This window comes from Mucilaginibacter gossypii, assembly GCF_900100945.1.
Lineage (GTDB): Bacteria > Bacteroidota > Bacteroidia > Sphingobacteriales > Sphingobacteriaceae > Mucilaginibacter > Mucilaginibacter gossypii.
In genome coordinates, this window is record NZ_FNCG01000014.1 from 71720 (window position 1) to 94021 (window position 22302).

Genomic DNA, 22302 nt, shown 5'->3' on the forward strand with positions numbered 1-22302 from the left:
ATATGGAGATGGATTAGAAGGAGCAGGTGAGAAAAATCACCACGAAATAACGACCTTTGCACTTTGGTAAATTAGGCGGGCTTAGGCTATGATCTATGAACCATTAACTATCAACTAAAAAATGACAGATAATACCGATACCATAGTTGCCCTTGCCACACCAAACGGTGTGGGCGCCATTGCTGTGATTCGCCTTTCGGGCCCTGATGCCATAAACATAGCCAACAGTGTTTTTAAAGGCAAAGACCTGAGCAAACAGGCATCGCATACTATTCATTTCGGCAGTATTGCCGATGGTGATTTGATTTTGGACGAGGTGCTGGTATCGTTGTTTGTTGGTCCGCGGTCATACACCCGCGAAAATGTTGTTGAGATTTCATGTCATGCTTCGGGTTATATTATTGAAAGTATCATTAAGCTGTTCATCAAAAAAGGTGCACGGTCGGCCAAACCCGGCGAATTTACCCTAAGGGCATTCCTCAATGGTCAGCTCGACCTGAGCCAGGCCGAAGCTGTGGCCGACCTGATCGCCTCCAACTCTAAAGCATCGCAGCAGGTGGCCTTGCAACAACTTCGCGGAGGCTTCAGCACTCAGTTACAGGCCCTACGCGAGCAACTGGTAAACTTTGCTTCGCTCATTGAATTGGAACTCGATTTTGCTGAGGAAGATGTAGAGTTTGCCAACCGAGACCAACTGAAACAGTTGATCCACGAGATTACCAAAATTGTTGGCCGGCTAATTAATTCATTTGAGTTGGGTAATGCCATTAAAAATGGTGTAAACACGGTAATAGCAGGCAGGCCAAATGCGGGCAAATCAACCCTGCTGAACGCCCTGCTTAATGAAGAGCGTGCCATAGTGAGCCATATCCCCGGTACTACAAGAGATACGATTGAGGAGGTGCTGAATATCCAGGGCATTAATTTCAGGCTGATTGATACCGCCGGGATCCGGGAAGCTACCGACGCCATTGAACAGATAGGCGTACAGCGCACCATGGAAAAGATCAGCCAGTCGGCCCTGTTGGTTTATGTTTTTGATGCTGCGGAGATTACTATTGAAGAACTGAACAATGATATTGCCAGCCTGCAAAAACCCGGGGTTACCATGTTAGTGGTAGCCAATAAAGCAGATCTGCTGAATAAGTCCGACAGTCAGGAAGCCGGGATGTCCGAAAGAAGCTTCGCTGATTTATTCGCTAATGCTTACAGTTTCGGGGAACGAGGTTTATTCACTTCTCCATCCACTGACTTTCGGACTTTCGGATTTCCGGACATTATTTTTATCTCCGCCAAAGAAAAACATCATATTGACGAATTGAAACACAAGATCTACTCGTCTGCCGTAAAAGACCAGCTCAGTGGCGATGAAACGCTGGTAACCAATATCCGCCACCTCGAAGCCTTACAAAAAACTGAAGAGGCGCTTGTAAGGGTATTGGGCGGTATTGATGGCAGCATAACTTCCGATTTTTTGTCGATGGATATTAAACAGGCGCTTCACTACCTCGGTGAGATCACTGGTGTTGTTACTACGGATGATTTGCTGGAGAATATTTTTAGTAAGTTTTGTATCGGAAAGTAATTACACAAGTTAACAAACGCTTACTAATTAAACATTTAATTCATAAATAAGGTATTATTCCTTTTTGCTAATATTCATGGCGTTCACCTGCTCTTGTACCTTACGTTAACCAGCCCTGCCAATAAATTGGTCAAGATCCTAATTTAAGTTTTTGTTTAAGCCTGTACCTGGCCATGCGGATACTTTTTGGCTCAACGCCAAGGCGGTTAGCTATTTCCCTGGTATCAAGCCCCATTAAAATATATGAGCAATATTTTAATGGGGCGGGCAAGGCTGTTTTCGGCCTGTTGCTGCAGGGTATTGAAAAAACCGGGACGACTTTGGCTTATGATCTGCTGCTCATCAATACTTTTATCCATCCGCAGGTTTTGGTTAATGATGCGGCCTACCCAGTGAGCGCGGTTATACCGAAATATTGGAACAACTGTTAATGGCGGGTGCCGAAAGCGGGTAATAAAACAATACTGGTTTATGATGAGTGCCTGCCGCAATATATGGAAACGGCAGGCATTTGTTTTATTGGAACCTTTTAACCGTACTTAATCAAGCAATGTCCAGGTACGTTTAGTTTGTATGGTTTGTATGGCTTGCTGCTCGGCAACTACAATGTTCTCTTTACGCTGCCCTATGTATTCTAATGTACTAAGCTTATTCCACAGGGCAACAATTACCCGCATAAATTCATCAATCGCTGTCATTGACGAGTTTATCTCATGATGATTATAAACTATTTCGATTAAACGGGCTAAAAGCTCTTCAAAGTTACCGGGTGTTACATCCTTCCATTCATAGAAATATTTAAGCAATTCTTCCCGTTCTGCTCCCGGCATGCTTTTAACGGTACTGAAAAACAGGTGTGCCATTTCTGAAAAGCAGGAAACCAGTTGGATAGGCGGCTGAAGATAGATCAGGTTTCGGTATGAAAAATAAATCCTCGCGATATAATCAAGCATTTTATCGCACAGCATCTTTACATTTTTACCAATAGTAGATACCGAATCTTTTGAGGTGATCTTGTCAATAATACGGAACGAAAGCAGCTGAAGGTTGTTGATCTGTGCCCCAAAGTTTTCATAATAGGTCATCAGGCCGGCATGGCTTATCAGCGCAGTACATGGCGGGATATAGCTTACATTGGCCTGAAAGGAGCTTCCGCTTCGTACAAATTTACCAACCTCCATAAAATGCGCCCCGATGCTGTTGAGTTGTGACGCCGGCAAAACAGTGATACTGTAATGTTTGCTGATATCAGGATAGCGGATAGGCTGTTCTTGCGGGTCGGGTGTGCCTGAGGGTACACGTTCAAAGGGGTTTACGGTAAGCAGCACATAATAGGTTTCTGATGCTTCATTGATAGTTTCCTGGCCAAAGTAATGACTAAATGTTAGCGGTTGTTCGGCACGGGTAATATCAATCCTGAAACCTTCGGCGGTGATGGCGTTACACTGGTTTAAAGTTACCTGCACCTGGCCTGATGCCCGTTCGGTGATCTGGATATCCAGCGATGAGCTTTGCCCTTGTGCGGGTGGAAGCAGCCCGAAATTATTATTGTTGAGCGGCAGCGAATTGGCATCGCGTACTATATCATGAATAAAATTATCAGTATTAACAAGATGTGCGCTGGAAATTTTCATTCCATCTATCCAGTTCACAGGTTTATGTTTTAATGGGCTGATCATGTTTTTGTTTTAATATAGTTTACAGGTAAATGGCCTGGTCGCCGGTGCGGGCGGGTTCACTTACCACTTCCGATACACGTTTGGCAAATATGGTTACCGATTCGGTTATCCGATTTTCTGTAATATTAAGGTCCGGGTCGATAAAGTGGCGTTGCTTAAAAAACGACGGCTTAATATAAAAGATCCACTTATAGCTTTCATTATTATTAAGCTTATACTGCACCGTTGATTTTGGAAATTTAAGATTATAATCATCAATAAACTTTTGAAACCACTGGCCAAAGTTCATATTTGGCGGTGCTTTGGCCTTTACTTTAAGCGGTTCAGGATCGTCGGTGTTTTTATACAGATCAAGTTCGAGCACCATCAGCCTGTCAAAATCCAGGTGTTCCATACTGATCTCTTCAGGCGTACGGGGATATTGCCAAACCTTGTAAATTTCGAGCGGGATGCTTAAAAAGGCGATGTACCCCCACCAAAAAACCGGCGGTAATAAAAATATCAGGATACTGGTTGAGGCCCACAGGCCATATTGCATATCATTAAGCCAGTTAAATGCCAACTTGAAAAGAAACATCCCCAGCAAGCATGATATTAAAGAAGCCACGAGGAAAAACCATTTTTTATCGAGAAACTGATCTTCATGGTATTTGCCTGCAAGCCAGGTGTAAAATACACCCATACCTAAATATATCAGTTGGCAAAATAAGTACCCCCACGGCATAAACTGCATACCTAAAAAGCCCAAAAAACCCGGAACTCCCAATATAACAGCCGTTAAAAGTAAAGTGATGATAAGGCGCCTGTTACTTAGATATTTGTTTTTCTTGTTCACCACCGACATGATCAGCGCGGCAATGAAGAACAGGACAGGAGCTATCAGATAACTTATAAAAAACGATTTAAGGTTCATGAGTATTAAATATGTAGGCCGGGCAGCTATCTTATATTAATTTCAATTTAGTATAATCAATTACCGATAATATTGGTTATTGTTTTGGATAGCATCAATTATTTAAATCACAATGAGAATAAAAAAGCCTAATCAAATTGATACCGACTTTAAAGCGGCAGCTATAGCGGCAGAAATTATTGAAAATGAAATGGTTAGTGCCGGTGATGTAATAATACTGCCCAAAGGCCCTAAAAAGCGTGCCTATGATAAGGAGATAGCAGGCATAACGGCTGATAAAAAAACTGAAAGTAAAAAACCGGTAACCACCATTTGGGTTAACCGCGATGGGTTTTATGATATGCTGCCCGAGGGATTGTTTCACCGGCCGCCGGCTTCGAGTGTGATGATCACCGAGGAGGATATGATCAAAGATATTAAAGCCCGCCGCGAAGAAGAAAAACAAACCCGTCGCTTTTTTGCCCCATTTGAGGCCGAGCTTAACTATTTCAGAACACTGGTCGAGCTTTATGAAAACCGGCTCGACAAAAAAAATGAATACGATGAGCTGATCAATATATTTTTAAAGGAATGGCAGGAGTTTGAGTGTTTTACAAAAAAGCAGATGCTTATTTTGATACATGTTTTACCTGTAATACATGAGCAGCGCAATAATATAAATTTTGTGAGCAGTATTATTAATATGATGTTCAATGTACCCTTATCATTGCATTACAAAACGGTATACCCGAAGCAAAAAAACAATACCATTATAAAAGGCGGAACAGCCCTTGGCGCCGGTACTTTAGGCGTAAACTTTATTGCCGGGCAGGTTATTGAGGCCGAGCGAAAATTAATCATGAACATAGGCCCCGTGAGCGCCACCAGGATGCTGGAGTTTTTACCCGGCACATCTGCTGCAAAAGCTATTGACGTATTGTTATCCTACTTTATACCGTTAGGCACCGGCATACAATTTAACCTCCTTGCCGATCCTGCCTCGCAAAAATTGGTTATCGGCGGAGCAGGGGCCAATGCTACCCTTGGTTATACTACTTATTTGGGGTGATGATGATACCAATCTCCAATTTTACACCCCAGAGTATGTACGCGTCTTTTTCACAAAATAAAAATCGTCATTTAGATATAGCAGCGAAGGAACAAGCATAAGGTGAAAGAGAAATCTTCTACACCCCACAATGCAGACGCACAACACATTTCTCACTCGTTCTTCGTTTTGAAATGACTTTAATATATAGTTACTTCTTCGCTTGCTTCAACAGCCAGTGAGCAACATCATTCACTGCCTTGTCATTCTGATACCCGGCAGGTAGCCTGCCGTTCACATATTCATTGTAAAGCCATGGATCGCCAACAGCTATTACCGTGCCCTTACCATATTTGGCAGATGCTATAATCGTAGCACCATCTTTGTTTTTAAGCACAGATACGGCAGTCCCCGTTGAACCTATTGAACAGGCATCTTTCATAAAAACCTTAGTAGCTGTTTTCAATACCGGATTGTTTTTTACGTAGACAGCACCATCCTCAAAATGAGCATCATCAATTACATGGTTTTGCAGATCGTTATTGAAATGCATCCCGAATTTTGCAGCAAGGTTATTGAAATGAGGCAGCTCCACATTAACGCTGTCGTTAGCCATCAGCAGCAGCACACCACCTTTTTTTACCCAGGCAGCAATTTGCTCAATATCATCTTCCTGGATATAGTTTGGGTTCGGGCTCTCCTTTTTAGTATCAGGGTCAACAATTATATAAACAGATGAACCTTTCAGGTTTTCCAAAGTCGGTGCCATACCAAGCGTATCCAGCTTAGCGCCGCGGCTTGTAAAAGCCTCGCCAAAGATCTTGAAACCGTTATTATCCGCTTCATCCCACAGATAATGAAAGCGCTCCGACTGCCCGTTGGCTCCTTTATGTACCTCATGGTTAAAATAATAATCGAGCGTTACAGTTTGACCGCTTGCGGCAAAGCCGACAAGGGAGAACAGGGTTATAAGGGATAATTTTAGTTTCATAGTAGGTTTATTATTTGGTTAGCCTGCGGTAGGTGTTATCACCATACATTTAACTTTTTTATCTATTTTCCAGGTGTTCAATTTTTTTAGGTGTAAACACTTTCACTTGTTTTCAAAAAAAACAATACTGATAATCAACATGTTAACTTTAGCAAAAAGCACCTTTTTAGCAAAAATGAACACATGTCCATTGATAATCAACAAGTTAATATTTTACAAGATCAAAAATTGAACACCTTGTTTTTAAAAAATTGAACACTTGTGTTTGTGCCCAGCTTTACGGCCATATATCTCAGCGGTCATGCTGAGTGTTTAAATCCGGGGCCTCTAAAGGTTAGATGACAAAGAGGGCCTGTCAGTCTGAGCCTGTCGAAGACTCGTGCGCAGAGACCCTGCCCGCCATACTTCGACAGGCTCAGTATGACACTCCTTTTTTTAAGTTGTCATGGGTAACTTGTTTCAGCACCCCACTCGCCAAGTAACTGTCATGTATGAAGCTGACCTTAACAATGCGATCCCGAAATAAATACGGGATGACCTTAGTTATCTTATTCCCCTAAACTCCACCAAAAATCGAGAACCCGCCGTCAACGCAGATCATCGAACCGGTTACAAATACCGAGGCATCGCTCAGTAACCATACCAGTGCTCCTTTAAGTTCATCGGCATGGCCAAAGCGTTTAAACGGCGTTTGTTTGATCACCAGTTCGCCCCTTTGGGTATAACCGCCTTCGGGTTTGGTGAGCAGGTAACGGTTTTGTTCGGTAAGGAAAAAACCCGGTGCCAACGCGTTCATCCTTATTGCATCACCATAACGGTTAGCCAGCTCAACCGCAAACCATTGGTTATAGCAATCAACAGCGGCCTTGCCTATATTATAGCCTAATACCTTGGTTATGGCGCGTTTTGAGTTCATTGACGATATATTAACAATGCTGCCTTTACCCGTTTTGGCAATGGCTTCGCCGAAAACCTGTGTAGGGATCAGTGTACCCCAAAGGTTCAGCTCCATTACTTTTTTCATGCCATCGATGTTCATTTTAAAAATATCCTCATCGGGCTGTAAAACCCCCTCGGGCATGTTACCGCCCGCACCGTTCACCAGGCCATCTATCCTGCCAAAAGCTGCCAGCAATTTATCTTTGGCGGCTACCAGTTCAGCCTCGTTCATTACATCGGCTACCAGTGCTATGGCTTTGCCCCCGGCTGCATTTATGGCGTTGGCACGTTCTTCTGCTACCTGGGCATTACGACCAAGAATGCCTACCGCGCCCCCCGCCTCAACAATACCATCTATAAATGCTTTGCCTAATATGCCTGTTCCGCCGGTTACTACAATTACTTTACCGGCTAATGAAAATTGATTCTCCACTTAAACTATATTTTTAAGGTTGATGTATAATTATTTCAGATCTGTTATAGCAATGGCGTCCATATCGGTGTAATCGAGGTTTTCGCCTGCCATACCCCAAATAAAGCTATAGTTTGACGTACCACTGCCCGAGTGGATGCTCCATGGCGGCGATACTACGGCATCGTAATTATCCATGGTGATGTGCCTTGTTTCCTGTCCTTCGCCCATGTAATGGAAGATCTTTTGGCCGGCAGGTACGTCGAAATAAAAATATGCCTCCATACGCCTGTCGTGCACGTGGGCCGGCATGGTGTTCCAAACACTGCCTTCATGTAATATGGTAAGCCCCATTACCAGCTGGCAGCTCCGTACACCTTCCAGGTGGATATATTTATTGATGGTGCGTTTATTTGCCGTTGCTACCGAACCCAGCTCAACCTTAATCGCATCGGCGTGGGTAAGCAGGGTTGTTGGGTATACCGCGTGTGCCGGTGATGACAGCAGGTAAAATACAGCCGGCACTGAGGGATCGGCACTTTCAAAGGTTACGCTTTTTGTACCTTTGCCAATGTACAGGCAATCAAGCTTATTCATTTCAAAGACTTCTCCGTCGGCTTTTACTACACCGGCACCGGCTACATTAATAATGCCGATCTCGCGTCGCTCTAAAAAATATTCGGCACGCAGGTTTGGATAATTTGGCAGCCCAAGTGTTTTACCTACCGGGTTAGCCATACCTACAATCATCCTGTCGTAATGGGTATAGGTACAATTGATCTGGTCGGGCTGAACCTGTTTATCTATCAAAAATCTTTCGCGTATGGTAGTGGTATCGTAGCTTTTAAAATCCGTTGGGTGGACACTGTGTATTGTTTTCAAAGCAAATGTTGTTTTAGAAAATCTTTTGTTAATAAATACAATTCTACAATCTTATAAACGATTTCAAAAGCCATTTAAGCCTTATTTTCACTCCAACGTTATAGTGATAACACGATTACTAAACCATTTAAAAGCTAAACTATAACGTTAAAGTAAATATTTAACAGATCATATATCATTTTAATTAATTAAGCTTGTATTATTGGTACTTAATGAGCTGCCGAACCAGGGCAACGCCAATTCAATAACCGGTAAACTAATAAACTATGAAACAATTAGCAGCCTATAAAAACATCGCACTACTAACCGTCTTGTTGCTTGTTGCAGGCATTGTTAATGCCCAGCAGCAGGAGCTTACAACTAAAAGTGCAAAAACATGGGTAAAAAGCCGCATCTGGGCTAATGGGTTAAAGCTTAAATTAAACTCCTCAACCAATAACCTCGAATTTGCAAAACAATATGCCGCCAATAAAGCGGTATGGGATAAGGCTTTTGAATTTCTGCGCGAACGCAATCTTGATCAGATAGCTCCCGGTAAATATCCTATAGATGGCGATAACGTTTATGCATCCGTTACTGAAGGCCCTTCCAAAGAGTTTGAACAATCGGCCTGGGAATCGCACCAAAACTATATCGACCTGCAATATGTAATCAAAGGCAAGGAAAAGATCGGTGTCGCCCCTATTGAAAGCCTTACTGTTACTAAACCCTATGACCCGGCTAAAGACGGTGCCAACTACAGCGGCGAGGGTAAATGCTACACCGCCACTCCCGACGAATTTTTCCTGTTTTTCCCCAGTGATGGCCACCGGCCTAATATCAAGGTTGATGGTTATGATAAGGTGAAGAAATTGGTTATTAAGATAAAAGTGGTGAAGTAAATTTTTTCATGTCATTGCGAGGAGGAACGACGAAGCAATCGCATGCTATACAGAGCGGCCCTGCTTCCGTGCGATTGCCGCGCTACGCTCGCAATGACATTTTTTCACCTACCTACACCTGCACCGTTTTCACCAGCTTTCGCACATCAAATCCCTGATTGGCAGCCTGTACCACCAACTGATTATAGATCTGTTCATCAAGTGTTGAACGGCGGCTCAGGATCCATAAGTAATTTCTATTCGGATGCCCTACCATGGCATAGCTGTAATCATCAGCCAAAGCAATGATCCAGTATTTACCTTTAAATGGCCACTGAAATTGTACTTCCAACTTTGCGTTACTTGTTTTATCAGCAACAACAGCACTGCCCTCGGCAATTTTTATCTTATTATCTTTTATACAACGGTTTTTAACAATGATACTACCATCTTTTGCTAAACCATAGGCTGCCGAAGTAAAAGTGCAATCCGACTCAAACCATTGCGGGAAAGCGGCAATTTCAAACCAGGAACCAACATATTTTTTCAAATCCACATAAGGAACAGTTTCAAGCGGTTTGCAGCGGGTTGCTTGTAAGGCTAAAGCAGTTAAACCTAATGCTACAGAGGTTGCAATGATCTCTTTCTTCATAAACCAATAACGCCTGTTATGCCCAAAAAGTTTAAAACAAAAGCATATTAACGGCAGCCAAACGCCTTATCATTATTTAATTACCTTTGCGCCAAAGCATTATTTTTATAACATGCCCGGTAAAACAAAGATCAGTATTTTAGGCTGCGGCTGGTACGGCAGCGCATTGGCTAAAGCGTTAATTGCCGATGGCATGCAGGTAAAAGGCTCAACCACTTCTACCGCAAAAATGGATAACCTGGCTGCTTTGGGCATCCGGCCCTATGTAGTTAACTTTTCGCCGGACGAGGAAATATATGATGCCGATTTTTTTGATTGCGATGTTTTGTGGATAGCCATTCCGCCCAAAAGCCGCAGCGGTGAGGGTGATATTTTTTTACAGAAGGTTAAAGGCATTGTCCATGCCATAAAAAGGTTTGCTATACAGCAAGTGATTTTCGTCAGCTCCACAGGGGTTTATGCCGATAACAACAGGCACGTGAATGAAGAAACCGATCCACAGCCCAATACAGAAGCCGGCAGGATATTATTTGAAGCTGAGAACCTTTTCCGTGCCGAGGATGGCTTTAAAACAACCATTATCCGTTTTGCAGGATTGATTGGACCCGGACGCAATCCCGGCAGGTTTTTTGCCGGTAAAAAGGAGATCCCTAACGGTGACGCGCCAGTAAACCTCATCCATCTTGATGATTGTATCGGCATTAGCAAAGCGATATTGGCTAAAGAGGCATTCGGTTATCTTTTTAATGGATGCTCGCCGGTTCACCCTGCTAAGGCTGATTTTTATACACAGGCTGCTCTTGATTCGGGCTTTGAAAAGCCGGAGTTTATAAGGGAGTTGAAGGAATGGAAAGTTGTGGAGAGTATAAACGTTGGACCGGTATTAGCTTATCAATACCAGGTCTTGATTTAATGACGCAGGTTTAAGCGTCTACGCTTGAACCATCTTAAAGCGTGAGCGTCCACGCTTGAACCATCTTAAAGCGTGAGCGTCCACGCTCACATCTAACAAATAGTAAGCGTGGACGCTTGAACTCAAAAGCCTTAAAACACCGGCGCTTTCGCCTTATCACCCATCACAAATACCAGCTTCCCCCCTTTCATAATATCCTTATGTGTAATATATTCTTTGGGGTAAGGTTTACCATTTAAGCTGATGTTTTGCACATATTTATTCTCTTCGGATAGCCCCTTTGCTTCTATCACAAAACTTTTGCCGCCAGGTAAAGCAATGCTAACCCTATCTAATAGCGGCGCACCAAAAACATAACGGCCATCTGCCGGATTAACGGGATAAAAACCCATAGCAGTAAAGATATACCAGGCCGACATTTGTCCGCAGTCATCATTGCCAGAGAGGCCATTGGGTTTGTTTATATAAAACTGGTCGGCAATTTGCCTTACCAGTTCCTGTGTTTTGGCAGGGTTCCCGGCAAGCGTGTACAAATAAGCCACATGATGGTTAGGTTCGTTGCCATGTGCATACTGGCCTATTAACCCGGTAACATCAAGCGTTGAGCCTTTTCCAAACACTTTTGAATCCATAGTAAACAATGAATCCAGCTTGCCCGAAAATGCTTTTTTGCCGCCCGTGAGTTTAATCAAACCCGGAATATCATGCTGAACCTGCCAGGTATATTGCCAGGCATTGCCTTCGGTATAGTCACCACCAATAGCCAGTTGGCCACTATCTAAATTGGCAAAAGGCTGTACCCATTCGCCGTTTGATTTTCGGCCACGCATCAAGCGCGTGCTTTTATCAAACAGGCTATTATAAAACAGAGATCGTTTGATGAAATAATTGTAGTCACTTTGTTTGTTCAGCGCCTTGGCTAATTGAGCGGCGCACCAATCGTCGTAAGCGGCCTCCAGTGTACGGGAAACAGCTTCGCGTTTTACAGTATCTGATGGCAGGTAGCCATAACGCAGATATAGGCTCCAATCGTATTTTGGATTTTTATTATGTGTAAGCGTGTTCTTAATGGCAGCAAATGCCTTTTGCCGATCAAAACCTTTAATCCCTTTCAGCGCGGCATCTACAATTACCGGTACGGCATGGTTACCGATCATGGCGTAGCTTTCCTTACCCCACAGCGTCCAGATTGGCAGCATACCTGCCACGTCGTTGTGTTGTAACATGCTCTCTACCATTTGCCCGTCTTTTTCAGGACAAATAATAGTATACAGTGGATGGGCGGCCCTGTAAGTATCCCATAATGAAAGCGTAGAATAGAAAACTTTATCAGCGGATCGGTGCACCAGGCTGTCGGCTCCGCGATATTGACCGTCAACATCCGCAATGTTGTTAGGCTGGATCAAGGCGTGGTACAGGCTGGTATAAAATGCTATTTTCTCTTTTTTGCTGCCTTCGGCTTTAAGTTTACCAAGATTATTTTCCCATGTACGGGCTGCTTCCGTTTTTACCTGTTCAAATGTTTTGTGCTGTGTTTCGGCCAGCAGGTTTTTACGCGCACCGGCAATACTTACGCCCGATACCCCAACTTTAGCTTCAATAGTTTCACCGGGTTTCAGATCGAAATCCAATATTAAGCGGCGTTTATTATCGCCATCAATAAAATGCTGTCCGGTAAACGGGCGGTTAAAAACAGCCGTGAAATATACTTTTTTATCTACCCATTGGCTGGTGAAGGCATAACCATTGATAGTTATTTTGCTATCGATAGTGATCTCCCCGTCAGAAACATGCTCAGCCAATTGCTCCGGGCTATCAACCAGTCCGCTTTGCATATCAACAAGCAAATGTGCTTTACCGGCTTTTGTAAAAGTATACCGGTGCAAACCAGTATGGGCAGAAGCAGTTAGTTGAGCCTTAATATTGTTATCGCCCAAAATCACTTCATAATAACCGGGCGATGCTTTTTCTTCCTGATGAGAAAATTTGCTTTGAAACTTTTGAGGTTGATCGCCCTGAAAGGGAAAAAACAGCACATCTCCTAAATCAACACCACCTGTACCGCTTAAATGGGTATGCGCGAAACCGGTGATCACGTTATCTTCATAACGATATCCCGAGCAGTAGTCCCAACCAAAATTCCCGGTCTCAGGACTAAGCTGAACCATACCAAAAGGCACCGTAGCGCCCGGAAAGGTATGCCCGGTTGCGGAAGTGCCAATGAAGGTGTTTACGTATTTATTATACGATTGCGCATTAACCTCAACAGCCAAAGTCAACACTAATAAAACGGCAATCAGCTTTTTCATGACCTTTTACTATTTATATTCAATTGTCTTTTTTAACACAACATCTTCGGCCGAGCGTGCTATCATCACATCAAATGTACCGGGTTCGGTTACCTGTTTCATTTGATTATTCCAGATAGCGATATCTTCGGGCTTTACCGTAAATTTAACTGTTTTGGTTTCGCCGGGTTTAAGGTTGATCTTGTCAAAACCCTTGAGGGCCATTACAGGCGTAGTTACCGAATTTACCTTATTGCCCAGGTACATTTGTACCACTTCCTTACCGGCCATGCCACCGCTGTTGGTTACATCTACCGAAACCGTTATAGTCTCATTTTTTCCGAACGACGCTGCCGATACCTGCAGATTACTGTATTTAAATGAAGTATAGCTCAATCCATAACCAAAGGGGAACAGCGCATCCGGCGATGAAAAAACATAGTCTTGTCCCGGTTTTTCGGTTGAACCCGGATTATGATAAAAACCTTTGTTGGATGCCACATGATTATAAAAAACCGGGATATGCCCGGTTGACTGCGGGATAGATACCGTAAGCCTGCCTGATGGGTTTACCTTGCCGAACAGGATGTTGGCAATGGCATTGCCTCCCCTTTCGCCGGGATACCAGGCCTCCACAACAGCCGGGATATTCTCTTTTTCCCAGCTGATGCTTTGCGGCCGACCGTGTACCAGTACCAAAATTACAGGTTTACCTGTTTTATAAACAGCCTGCAACAGTTCACGTTGTACCCCATCGGGATCAATGTCGGTTACATCATAACCTTCGCCGCAGGTGAATGGGTCTTTAGGCTCGCTTTCGGGTGCATGCCCGTCCCAGCCTACGCCGGAGAATACCACGCTGGTGGTGCCCAAAACCACTATCACGGCATCACTGTTTTTTGCTGCTTTGACGGCTTCGGGAAAGCCGCTTTTGTCCGGGCCCGACAGGGCACAGCCTTTAGCATAATTGATTTTTATTTTATTGCCGGCCAACTGTTTTATGCCATCAAGCACTGTTGTGCCCGAGCGGCTGTCGCGGGTTGAACTGTAATCGCCATACTGAACCTCGTTGGCATTGGGGCCGATAACCGCCAGCGATTTCAGGCTGTTCATATTGAGCGGTAAAAGCTGTTTATCGTTTTTAAGCAGGATGATCGATTCCTCGGCTATCTGTTGGGATAAGGCGATATGATCAGCGGTGTGTACCCGTTTCTTTAGCGCTGATGTATCGGGCAATGCCTTTTCAAACAAACCTGCTTTAAATTTTATAGTAAGGATGCGGGCAACGGCGCTATCAATCAGGGCTTCATTTACTTTTCCGCTTTTCACCAGGCCAATCAGTTTATCATATACATCGGGGCTAGGCGCTTCCAGGTCAACCCCGGCGTTCAGGCCAATTGGAGCAGCGCCTTCGGCGTCCTTAGCAATATGATGAAAAGTGTATAAATGCTTTAAACCTTCATAGTCCGAAAAAACATAGCCTTTAAAACCCCACTCCTCCCGCAATATGGTTTGCAGCAGGAAATGGTTAGCATGTGCAGGCACGCCGTCAATTTCGTTGTAAGCAGGCATTACAGCGTAAATATTTGCCTTTTGCACGGCATCTTTAAAAGGCGGCAAAAACATCGACCGTAGCTCCCTTTCCCCTACTGATGCCGGGGCTAAATTGATACCTGCCACAGGGATGCTGTAGGCCGCGAAATGCTTGGCCGTGCACATTACTTTGTCTTTACCAATACCGTTTATTGTTTGTGAAGGATCACCCTGCATCCCAATTACAAACGATGTACCCATCCTGCTCACGAGATATGGATCTTCGGCATAACATTCCTCATTACGGCCATAACGCGGGTCGCGGATGAGATCGAACAAAGGCGAAAGCGCCTGGTCAACTCCTGACGAGGACGCTTCATAAGCGATCATCGAACCCATTTTTTCAATCAGCGCCGGGTTCCAGGTGCTGCCTTGCGCTATAGCCTGTGGAAAGATGGTAGCGCCTGCCGCCAGTTGCCCATGCAGGCATTCGCCTATTTGTATAGGCGGGATACCAAGTCTTGTTTTTTCTTTAGCATATTTCTTTGCGGCTACAGATAGCGTGGCGATATCATTGATATTGGTAAAAGGGCTTTCACAAACGCCATAAGCAATTGGGTTTTGCATGGAGCCTTTTAACGAGTTCATGCTCATCTGGCCCACCTTTTCTTCCAGCGTCATACGGTTTAACAGGTCTTTCACGCGTACAGGCACAGGTGCCTTGGGGTCTTTATAAACCTGTGCGGCTCCGATGTTAATTACAAAAGCAAACGCGGTAAACAGGCATAATTTCTTTTGCATAGTATCCAGATATTTAATTTTCAAATGTAGAGACGCATCACATGCGTCTCCCACATGCAAAGCATCGTTGCTTGTCCTCCTCGCCGTTGTTGGTGTTGTCACCAACAACTTTTCATGCGGCATTTCAGAAAATAAAAATCATAGGAGTTGTTGGTGACAACACCAACAACGGCATATTTTCATCATGTTCCCTCAGGGTCTCTCGCAGAGGACCCTGAGGTTCTTTGCGTTCTAAACATTTACCAGGATAAAGAACAGCGAACCGGCGTGGCGTCGACATCAGGGTCCTCTGCGAGAGACCCTGATAGGACGTTAAAGAGCGTGTCATCGTGAGCGTAGCGCGGCAATCTCGTAGCCAATGCATGTCCGCTCTGTATAACTACGAGATTGCTTCGTCGTTCCTCCTCGCAATAACATGGTTTTTTAAACCAATAATTTCAACTGATCTGCATCTTCCGTACACCTATGGTGTTGTCACCAACAACGGCATAGAAACCGATTTTATCCCTTCAATGCATCAAATAAAACTTAGAATAAAGCTTTTCCCCTCCGGCTACCTTCAATTCTGTCAGGGTTTGATTCTCATTAGCTTTATCAGCCATGTAATGTCCGCTTAAAGCATAGATGCCTTTTTTCAAATGTAATAGAGCTTTTTGCGGTTCTACATAAGTGTTCAGCCCGGGTTTAATTACCGGTACTTCATCCAAAAACAAAGCAGGACTAACCTCAAAACCGGTAGTTAATTCATAATCCGCTTCCTTGTCTATTTTGATAAAACCTTTAATTTTAACCCAGTTAATAAAACCTTCGGTTGCAATTTTAACGGGTACAATCAGGCTTGTTTCGCCGGTTTCCGTTGGCTTTTCATTTTCCAGCTTATCTATATCGCGTTCCCTCGTTTTAAAAACCTCGTAAGCCATTCCGGGTTTGAGGTTAGCAACTTTTTCATGTGCAGACTTGATATTCACCCGCCTGATGCTGGCCATTTGGCGAATGTGTTGATCATTCAATGTCCAGGTGGTGAAGGTTCTTAAACCGATGCTGTCTTTTAAGGGTACATTGATATTTACCGGGAAAGGTACAGCCACGCTATTGGCATCCGGCATTTTACCGTTTAACGCATAACGTACTTTAGCTCCTTTCAGCGGGTAGCTCAGCGTTAGTTTAAACCGGCTTTTATTGGTAATTACGTTGTCTACGCCGTCAATATCAGGCAGGCGGGCGTTGAAATCCCACAACTTAAACAGGCCGTACTGGTTTTTCATTTTCCAGCCGAAGCGCTCCAGGTCTTTTTCATTTTTCGGACTCCAGGTGAGTTCGGCTACGGCGAGGGCACGGGGGTAAACCATGTATTGCAGGTGCTGCGCGTTGGGCACCTTTTCGTTCCAGATATTGCCCTGGGCACCTAAGATATACTCCGCTTCTGCATTGGTTAGTTCTTTCGACTGCGGCTCATAATTATAAACCATTTGCCAGGTAACCGGCGGATTCCAGCCTATCGGTTCCAGATCCTCATTGGCTTGCGGGGCATCAAAGTACATGTATGGCAGCGGCGTCATTACTACGTGATGATGCATCCTGGCGGCAGCTATCCCTCCTGCTTCGCCCTGCCAGCTCATTACTGTCGCTGACTCGGCAAGGCCACCCTCCAAAATCTCGTCCCAACCAACTAACTTCTTATTTTTTGACAGCAGGAACCTTTCTATCCGTTTAATAAAATAACTCTGTACTTCTTTTTCGTCTTTCAGGTGCTCACGTTTCATGAGTGCAACTGCTGTAGGGCTTTTGAGCCAATCGGCCATCTCAGCTTCATCACCGCCGATATGAATGTATTGGTTCGGGAACAGTGCTATCACTTCTGTCAGCACATCTTCCATAAATTTGAAAGTATATTCACTCGGGTCAAGCATCCGCACGCGGTGTTTAGCCCCTGTCGAATCCTGGCAGCCCAGTTGCGGGTAAGCAAAAATAGCAGCCTCGCTATGGCCCGGCATTTCAATTTCGGGCAGGATCGTCACAAATCTGTCCTGCGCATATTTAATCACATCCCTAATTTCATCCTTGGTATAAAACCCGTCGCGACCGTCATCTATCAGATTGTCCAGCTTACGGAATTCGCCCCGTTTAGCATAGTAGCTGATCCTGGCACCAACTTCGGTAAGGCGCGGATATTTATCAATCTGGATGCGCCAGCCTTCATCGTCGGTTAAGTGCCAATGAAACACATTCAGTTTGTAATGTGCCATTACGTCGATGTATTTTTTTACTTCATCAACCGTAAAAAAATGGCGGCTTACATCAAGGCTTAGGCCACGCCAGCCAAAACGTGGCTGATCGGCTATGGTACAGGTAGTTACTTTTAGGGGTGCTGCTTTATCTGTCGGCAACAATTGAATTAGTGATTGTACCCCGTAAAAAACACCAGCCCCACTGCCGCTGATACTTACCGATGCAGGGTTTACATTCATCGTGTAGGCACTCTCAGCATTAGACCAAACATTGTTTAACCTGATGGCTGTTTTGGCAGGGATCTTTTCAAAAACTTTTACCGTTGTTTGCAGGCCGTAGTTTTGATTAAGGTAATCCTGCAGGTATTTGCCTATTGGTTCTGTCTCTTTATTAACCCCGATCACGGCAGACTTACTTAAAATAAAGCTGCCCTTCCCTTCCTTTAAACTTAACGGCTGCGGGATGATATGAAACTGTGCTTTTACCGTTATTGCCAATAAAAGCAGTGAGGTGAACAGTAAAATATGTTTAAAAAATGGTGTTTTCTTCATTTCGGTAGATGATGAATAAAGATTATACCTTAATGGTAATATTCCTTTTGTAGAGGATCCAAACCGGGATAAAAATGATCAGCACAGTCAGGATAGCTCCGGCCAGTGAAGCGTTTTCGGGCGAGAGATATGGCACAAATAACTGATTATAAGTGAACGACCATAAATTGGTTTTACCTACCGGGATGGCAGCTATTAAAGCCGGGATAATATCGGCCAAAACATAGGCAGCAATGGCATTACGCCCGAACGCTAAAAATGGCGGCAGCAGGGCTTTATTCCCTTTGATATCAATAAACCAGTATGACAATGCAAGAATATTAATAGCCAGCCCGGCAGTAAGCAACACGAATGAGCTTGTCCACAATTGTTTGTTAACTGGAAAAAATGGATTCCAGATCAAAGCCAGTATGATCAATACGATGCCGGCTCCCATTATTTTAAGCAGATCAGCACTGGTTTTAAGTTTGCCCATTTTGAGCCAGGTACCGGTGAATACACCTAACAAACAGGTAGCAACAGATGGGATTGTCCCAAGCAAACCCTCCGGGTCCCAGGTTTTGGATGAGCTCCAGAGGTGGTTTTCGGTAAATACCGATCTGTCAATCCAGGCGCCCAAATTGGTTGCCGGTTCAAGGTTAGGTGTACCAAAACCCGGTACAGGTACCAGCGTCATCAATAAAAAATAACCTATTAAACAGCTTACAGCGATAATTACCTGTGTACGGATGCCGGTTTTAACGTACAGCAAGGCAGTTATGCCAAAAACAAGCCCGATGCGCTGCAACACACCGGGAAAACGCAGATGCGCGAATTGAAAATCGTTGATCAGTGGTAAACAAACGCCAAGGGCTATGATAATCAGCGTACGGCGCAGGATGGATAACAGCAATTTGTTATGATTAGCTATATCCGCTTTTTTACTTTCCATGGCATATACGATAGATACGCCTACCATAAACAGGAAGAAGGGAAACACCAGGTCTGTTGGGGTACAGCCGTTCCATTTGGAGTGTTCAAGCGGCCAGTAAATATGCCCCCAATCGCCGGGGTCATTTACCAGGATCATAGCAGCTACGGTAAATCCCCTGAAAAAATCAAGCGACAAAAGTCTTGGGCGGCTTGCCTTTGTTGTGCCTGTGTTTTTAAGCGCTTCCTGCTGATTGATTACCATAGTTGCCATGTATTATAGTACCATTAGGTATTTTTTTTATGGGTTTTTAAAATGTATTTGAACTGGTAAGTACCCGAGCCCACATCCATCTGCATATCGCCGCCGGCCGGTTTGATGTTGGCGATATCTTTATTGGTATTAATGTCGATATTACTTTCTGTCACCGGGCCATCAACCGCCGGCAAAGTGACCGTAGCAGTAGTATTTGGCGGCACAATTACATCAAGGGTAAAAATGCCGTTATCAATACTCCAGGCCGATTTTACCTTTCCGTATAATGTTTCCAGCTCGGCATTGGCATTGGTCAATTTACCGCCGGGATGCGGGAAGATATTTATTTTATGAAAGCCAGGGCTACTCTCGTCGGTATTGATCCCTGCAATAACCCGGTACATCCAATCGCCAATGGCGCCATAAGCATAGTGGTTAAAGGAGTTCATCTCCGGGTCTTCAAAAGTACCATTGGGTTTTATGCCATCCCAGCGCTCCCAAATGGTAGTAGCCCCGTTTTTTACGGGATAAAGCCATGAAGGGTATGATTCTTTCATCAACAGGTCATAGGCAATATCGGTGTGACCGAAACGACTTAACACATGACAGATATACGGCGTGCCTAAAAAGCCTGTTGTAATGTGTTCATCATAATCTTCAATATTGTTTACCAGCCTTTTTGCTGCAGATTCGCGCAGGTTTTCGGGCAGCAGGTCGAAGTTCAGGGCAAGTACATATGATGTTTGCGTACCCGAAATCATACGTCCGTTAGGTGTAACATATTCTGCCTGGAAAGCCTTTTTGATATCAGCTAACAGCGCGGTATATTTTTTAACATCATCTTCCTTACCCAATATAGTAGCGGCATTAATAACCAGCTGAGTTGAATAAGCATAAAAAGCCTGCGCTATCAGGTTTTTATCGGTTAGGGCGGCGCCATCCTCGTAGTCGGTGCCGGCGTAAAACAGCCAGTCGCCAAAGTGGTTACCGGTGTCCCAAAGGCCGTTTCGGGTATGCCGGGTAATGTAGCCCACCCAGGCGGTCATGCTTGGGTACTGGTTTTCCAATACCTTTTTGTCGCCGTAAGCCAGGTAAATATTCCAGGGGACAATGGTTGCCACATCGCTCCATCCTGAGGCTGCTGCCGAAGCGCTATCCAGCATGTTAGGGATCACATAAGGTACCGCGCCGTTTTTATGCTGGTCGGCCGAAAGATCTTTTAGCCATTTGGTAAAAAATCCGGCCACATCCATATTGAAGGTAGCGGTGCGGGAAAAAGCCTGAGCATCGCCCGTCCAGCCCATACGCTCATCGCGCTGGGGGCAGTCGGTAGGTACATCGATAAAATTGCCCTTTTGCCCCCATTGAATATTATGCTGCAACTGGTTAATGAGTGGATTAGAGGTAGAGAACATACCCGTTTGCGCCATATCCGAGTACAAGGCAAAGGCAACCACATTGGTCGAATCCAACTGGCCTTCATATCCTTCAACCTTCAGGTACCTGAAGCCCTGGAAGGTAAAATGAGGTTCGAATGTTTCAATACTATCGCCCTTAAAAACATAAACGTTTTCCTGTTTGGCTGTACGCAGGTTTTTTGTGTAGAAGTTCCCTTTCTGATCCAAAACCTCGGCATGGAACAGCTTTACCGTATCGCCTGCTTTTGCCTTTAATTTAAACTGCACCCAGCCAACCAGGTTTTGCCCAAAATCAACCACATGCTCGCCCGCAGGAGTGGTAAATACTTTGAGCGGCTTAAACATTTCGTGCTTGCGCACCGGCGGACCAAATGTGGCCACTAAATTTTCTTTAACGGTATCAACGGTGCGTACCGAATCCCAGTTTAAATCTTTGTAAGCAATGGTCGACCAGCCTTTCTTCTCCTTGCGGGCATCATAAACTTCGCCATCAAAAAATGATGATGAACGGATCGGCCCATAAGCTACCTTCCAGGTTTTATCCGAATTAATGAGTATCCGTTTACCGTTAGTGTACACCACCTCTAACTGAAAAAGCAAACCAAGTTTGGTGCCATACACATTCTTTTTTCGATTATAGGTATAACCACGGTACCAGCCGTCGCCAAGGGTTACGCCAACAGCGTTATCGCCTTTTAGCAGGTCGGCAGTTACATCATAAACCTGGTATTGCAGGCGTTTATTGTAACTCGTCCAGCCGGGGGCAAAATAGTCGCTGCTAATTCGTTTACCATTAAATTGCGCCTCATATAAACCGTGGGCAGTAATGTATAAATGCGCCGCACGTACCTTATGATCAAGCTTAAATGTTTTCCTGAACATGGGGCATGGGCCACCGGTAGTATCCGACAGGTAATTATTTTCTATCCATTTGGCGCTCCAGTCGGCGGGTTTAAGCAGGCCCATTTTCCATGAGTTAACCATGCTCCATGGGGTAACCTGCTGCCGGTTATTCCAAACGCGTACCTGCCAGTAAACTTTCTGACGTGAAGCGAGCGCAGGGCCGCCATAGTAAACATGCAGCGATTCATTGGAGTTAACTTTTCCCGAGGTCCAGAGCAGGTCTTTACCTTTCAGTAAGGATACGGCATTACTGCCTACCCTTATTTCATAGGCAATTTGCTGAATGTTGCGATCCCGGGTTATTAGTTTCCAACCAAGACGGGGAACGGCATCGTCGACAGAGATGGGGTTTATTTTGTATTCACAAACCAGGTTATCAACCCGGAACGGCGGAGGAACAGGCGGCACTTTTTGTGCTTGTACAATTATTGGCAGAAAAGAAAAAAACAATATAATAACGCGTGTGCATACCTTTTTACACATACCTTTTTTGGGGTTTTAATAGTTCATGCTATTAAATAAACTTTAACAGCAATATTGTTTTGATATGCACCTGAAATT

Annotated in this window: 16 protein-coding genes; 5 read left to right on the top strand and 11 right to left on the bottom strand. The window is 44.4% G+C overall.

Going from position 1 to position 22302, the window contains the following annotated elements; translation table 11 throughout:
* Window positions 1-121 precede the first annotated feature (121 nt).
* Together mnmE and BLS28_RS31410 are read left to right on the top strand one after the other, a co-directional pair.
* Window positions 122-1585, top strand: coding sequence for a tRNA uridine-5-carboxymethylaminomethyl(34) synthesis GTPase MnmE (gene mnmE / locus BLS28_RS21990; RefSeq protein WP_091172406.1), 1464 nt, complete (start codon window positions 122-124; stop codon window positions 1583-1585).
* 173 nt (window positions 1586-1758) lie between these two features.
* Complete coding sequence (locus BLS28_RS31410; protein ID WP_256337514.1) at window positions 1759-2016, top strand: hypothetical protein; 258 nt, start codon at window positions 1759-1761, stop codon at window positions 2014-2016.
* A 108-nt stretch (window positions 2017-2124) separates the two neighbouring features.
* On the opposite strand, the gene BLS28_RS21995 is transcribed toward BLS28_RS31410, so the two are convergent.
* Window positions 2125-3264: a hypothetical protein gene (locus tag BLS28_RS21995; RefSeq protein ID WP_091172408.1), complete on the bottom strand. Its 1140-nt coding sequence runs from the start codon at window positions 3262-3264 to the stop codon at window positions 2125-2127.
* Window positions 3265-3283: 19 nt separating this feature from the next.
* A complete protein-coding gene (locus tag BLS28_RS22000; protein ID WP_091172409.1) occupies window positions 3284-4177 on the bottom strand; it encodes a TssN family type VI secretion system protein in 894 nt (297 codons plus the stop codon).
* Between the two features lie 112 nt (window positions 4178-4289).
* On the opposite strand from BLS28_RS22000, the gene BLS28_RS22005 reads away from it, so the two are divergent.
* Entirely contained in the window at window positions 4290-5225 is a 936-nt protein-coding gene (locus BLS28_RS22005) for a type VI secretion system baseplate subunit TssG (RefSeq protein ID WP_091172411.1), read from the top strand.
* Between the two features lie 190 nt (window positions 5226-5415).
* Here BLS28_RS22005 and BLS28_RS22010 read toward each other — a convergent pair whose 3' ends face one another.
* From BLS28_RS22010 to kduI, 3 genes are all read right to left on the bottom strand, one after another.
* Window positions 5416-6195 (bottom strand): DUF4350 domain-containing protein, encoded by a 780-nt coding sequence (locus BLS28_RS22010; protein ID WP_091172413.1) that lies wholly within the window; start codon window positions 6193-6195, stop codon window positions 5416-5418.
* 556 nt (window positions 6196-6751) lie between these two features.
* Complete coding sequence (locus tag BLS28_RS22015) at window positions 6752-7567, bottom strand: SDR family oxidoreductase (protein WP_091172415.1); 816 nt, start codon at window positions 7565-7567, stop codon at window positions 6752-6754.
* 30 nt (window positions 7568-7597) lie between these two features.
* Entirely contained in the window at window positions 7598-8428 is an 831-nt protein-coding gene (kduI, locus tag BLS28_RS22020) for a 5-dehydro-4-deoxy-D-glucuronate isomerase (protein WP_091172417.1), read from the bottom strand.
* 266 nt (window positions 8429-8694) lie between these two features.
* Here kduI and BLS28_RS22025 point away from each other — a divergent pair, with 266 nt between their 5' ends.
* Window positions 8695-9309, top strand: coding sequence for a NanQ anomerase/TabA/YiaL family protein (locus BLS28_RS22025; protein WP_091172420.1), 615 nt, complete (start codon window positions 8695-8697; stop codon window positions 9307-9309).
* Between the two features lie 112 nt (window positions 9310-9421).
* On the opposite strand, the gene BLS28_RS22030 is transcribed toward BLS28_RS22025, so the two are convergent.
* On the bottom strand, window positions 9422-9940 hold the full coding sequence (locus tag BLS28_RS22030; RefSeq protein WP_091172422.1) for a lipocalin family protein: 519 nt from the start codon (window positions 9938-9940) through the stop codon (window positions 9422-9424).
* Window positions 9941-10052: 112 nt separating this feature from the next.
* Here BLS28_RS22030 and BLS28_RS22035 point away from each other — a divergent pair, with 112 nt between their 5' ends.
* The gene (locus tag BLS28_RS22035) at window positions 10053-10853 is read left to right on the top strand and encodes an SDR family oxidoreductase (RefSeq protein ID WP_091172425.1); all 801 of its coding nucleotides are present in this window, start codon (window positions 10053-10055) and stop codon (window positions 10851-10853) included.
* 131 nt (window positions 10854-10984) lie between these two features.
* On the opposite strand, the gene BLS28_RS22040 is transcribed toward BLS28_RS22035, so the two are convergent.
* The 5 genes from BLS28_RS22040 to BLS28_RS22060 all read right to left on the bottom strand — a co-directional run bounded on the left by BLS28_RS22040 (window position 10985) and on the right by BLS28_RS22060 (window position 22224).
* A complete protein-coding gene (locus BLS28_RS22040; protein ID WP_091172427.1) occupies window positions 10985-13162 on the bottom strand; it encodes a GH92 family glycosyl hydrolase in 2178 nt (725 codons plus the stop codon).
* 9 nt (window positions 13163-13171) lie between these two features.
* Window positions 13172-15475 carry a glycoside hydrolase family 3 N-terminal domain-containing protein gene (locus BLS28_RS22045; protein ID WP_176844538.1) on the bottom strand — a complete coding sequence of 768 codons (2304 nt, stop codon included), beginning with the start codon at window positions 15473-15475 and terminating at the stop codon, window positions 13172-13174.
* A gap of 509 nt (window positions 15476-15984) precedes the next feature.
* A complete protein-coding gene (locus BLS28_RS22050; RefSeq protein ID WP_091172431.1) occupies window positions 15985-18255 on the bottom strand; it encodes a beta-N-acetylhexosaminidase in 2271 nt (756 codons plus the stop codon).
* A gap of 22 nt (window positions 18256-18277) precedes the next feature.
* A complete protein-coding gene (locus tag BLS28_RS22055; RefSeq protein WP_256337509.1) occupies window positions 18278-19438 on the bottom strand; it encodes an acyltransferase family protein in 1161 nt (386 codons plus the stop codon).
* Window positions 19439-19452: 14 nt separating this feature from the next.
* Window positions 19453-22224, bottom strand: coding sequence for an alpha-L-rhamnosidase (locus BLS28_RS22060; RefSeq protein WP_091172434.1), 2772 nt, complete (start codon window positions 22222-22224; stop codon window positions 19453-19455).
* Between the last annotated feature and the right edge of the window lie 78 nt (window positions 22225-22302).

Bases quoted from the DNA above. Each gene is read 5' to 3' on its own strand.
- mnmE (WP_091172406.1), top strand. From the start codon at position 122: ATGACAGATAATACCGATACCATAGTTGCCCTTGCCACACCAAACGGT.
- BLS28_RS31410 (WP_256337514.1), top strand. From the start codon at position 1,759: ATGCGGATACTTTTTGGCTCAACGCCAAGGCGGTTAGCTATTTCCCTG.
- BLS28_RS21995 (WP_091172408.1), bottom strand. From the start codon at position 3,264: ATGATCAGCCCATTAAAACATAAACCTGTGAACTGGATAGATGGAATG.
- BLS28_RS22000 (WP_091172409.1), bottom strand. From the start codon at position 4,177: ATGAACCTTAAATCGTTTTTTATAAGTTATCTGATAGCTCCTGTCCTG.
- BLS28_RS22005 (WP_091172411.1), top strand. From the start codon at position 4,290: ATGAGAATAAAAAAGCCTAATCAAATTGATACCGACTTTAAAGCGGCA.
- BLS28_RS22010 (WP_091172413.1), bottom strand. From the start codon at position 6,195: ATGAAACTAAAATTATCCCTTATAACCCTGTTCTCCCTTGTCGGCTTT.
- BLS28_RS22025 (WP_091172420.1), top strand. From the start codon at position 8,695: ATGAAACAATTAGCAGCCTATAAAAACATCGCACTACTAACCGTCTTG.
- BLS28_RS22030 (WP_091172422.1), bottom strand. From the start codon at position 9,940: ATGAAGAAAGAGATCATTGCAACCTCTGTAGCATTAGGTTTAACTGCT.
- BLS28_RS22035 (WP_091172425.1), top strand. From the start codon at position 10,053: ATGCCCGGTAAAACAAAGATCAGTATTTTAGGCTGCGGCTGGTACGGC.
- BLS28_RS22040 (WP_091172427.1), bottom strand. From the start codon at position 13,162: ATGAAAAAGCTGATTGCCGTTTTATTAGTGTTGACTTTGGCTGTTGAG.
- BLS28_RS22045 (WP_176844538.1), bottom strand. From the start codon at position 15,475: ATGCAAAAGAAATTATGCCTGTTTACCGCGTTTGCTTTTGTAATTAAC.
- BLS28_RS22050 (WP_091172431.1), bottom strand. From the start codon at position 18,255: ATGAAGAAAACACCATTTTTTAAACATATTTTACTGTTCACCTCACTG.
- BLS28_RS22055 (WP_256337509.1), bottom strand. From the start codon at position 19,438: ATGGCAACTATGGTAATCAATCAGCAGGAAGCGCTTAAAAACACAGGC.
- BLS28_RS22060 (WP_091172434.1), bottom strand. From the start codon at position 22,224: ATGTGTAAAAAGGTATGCACACGCGTTATTATATTGTTTTTTTCTTTT.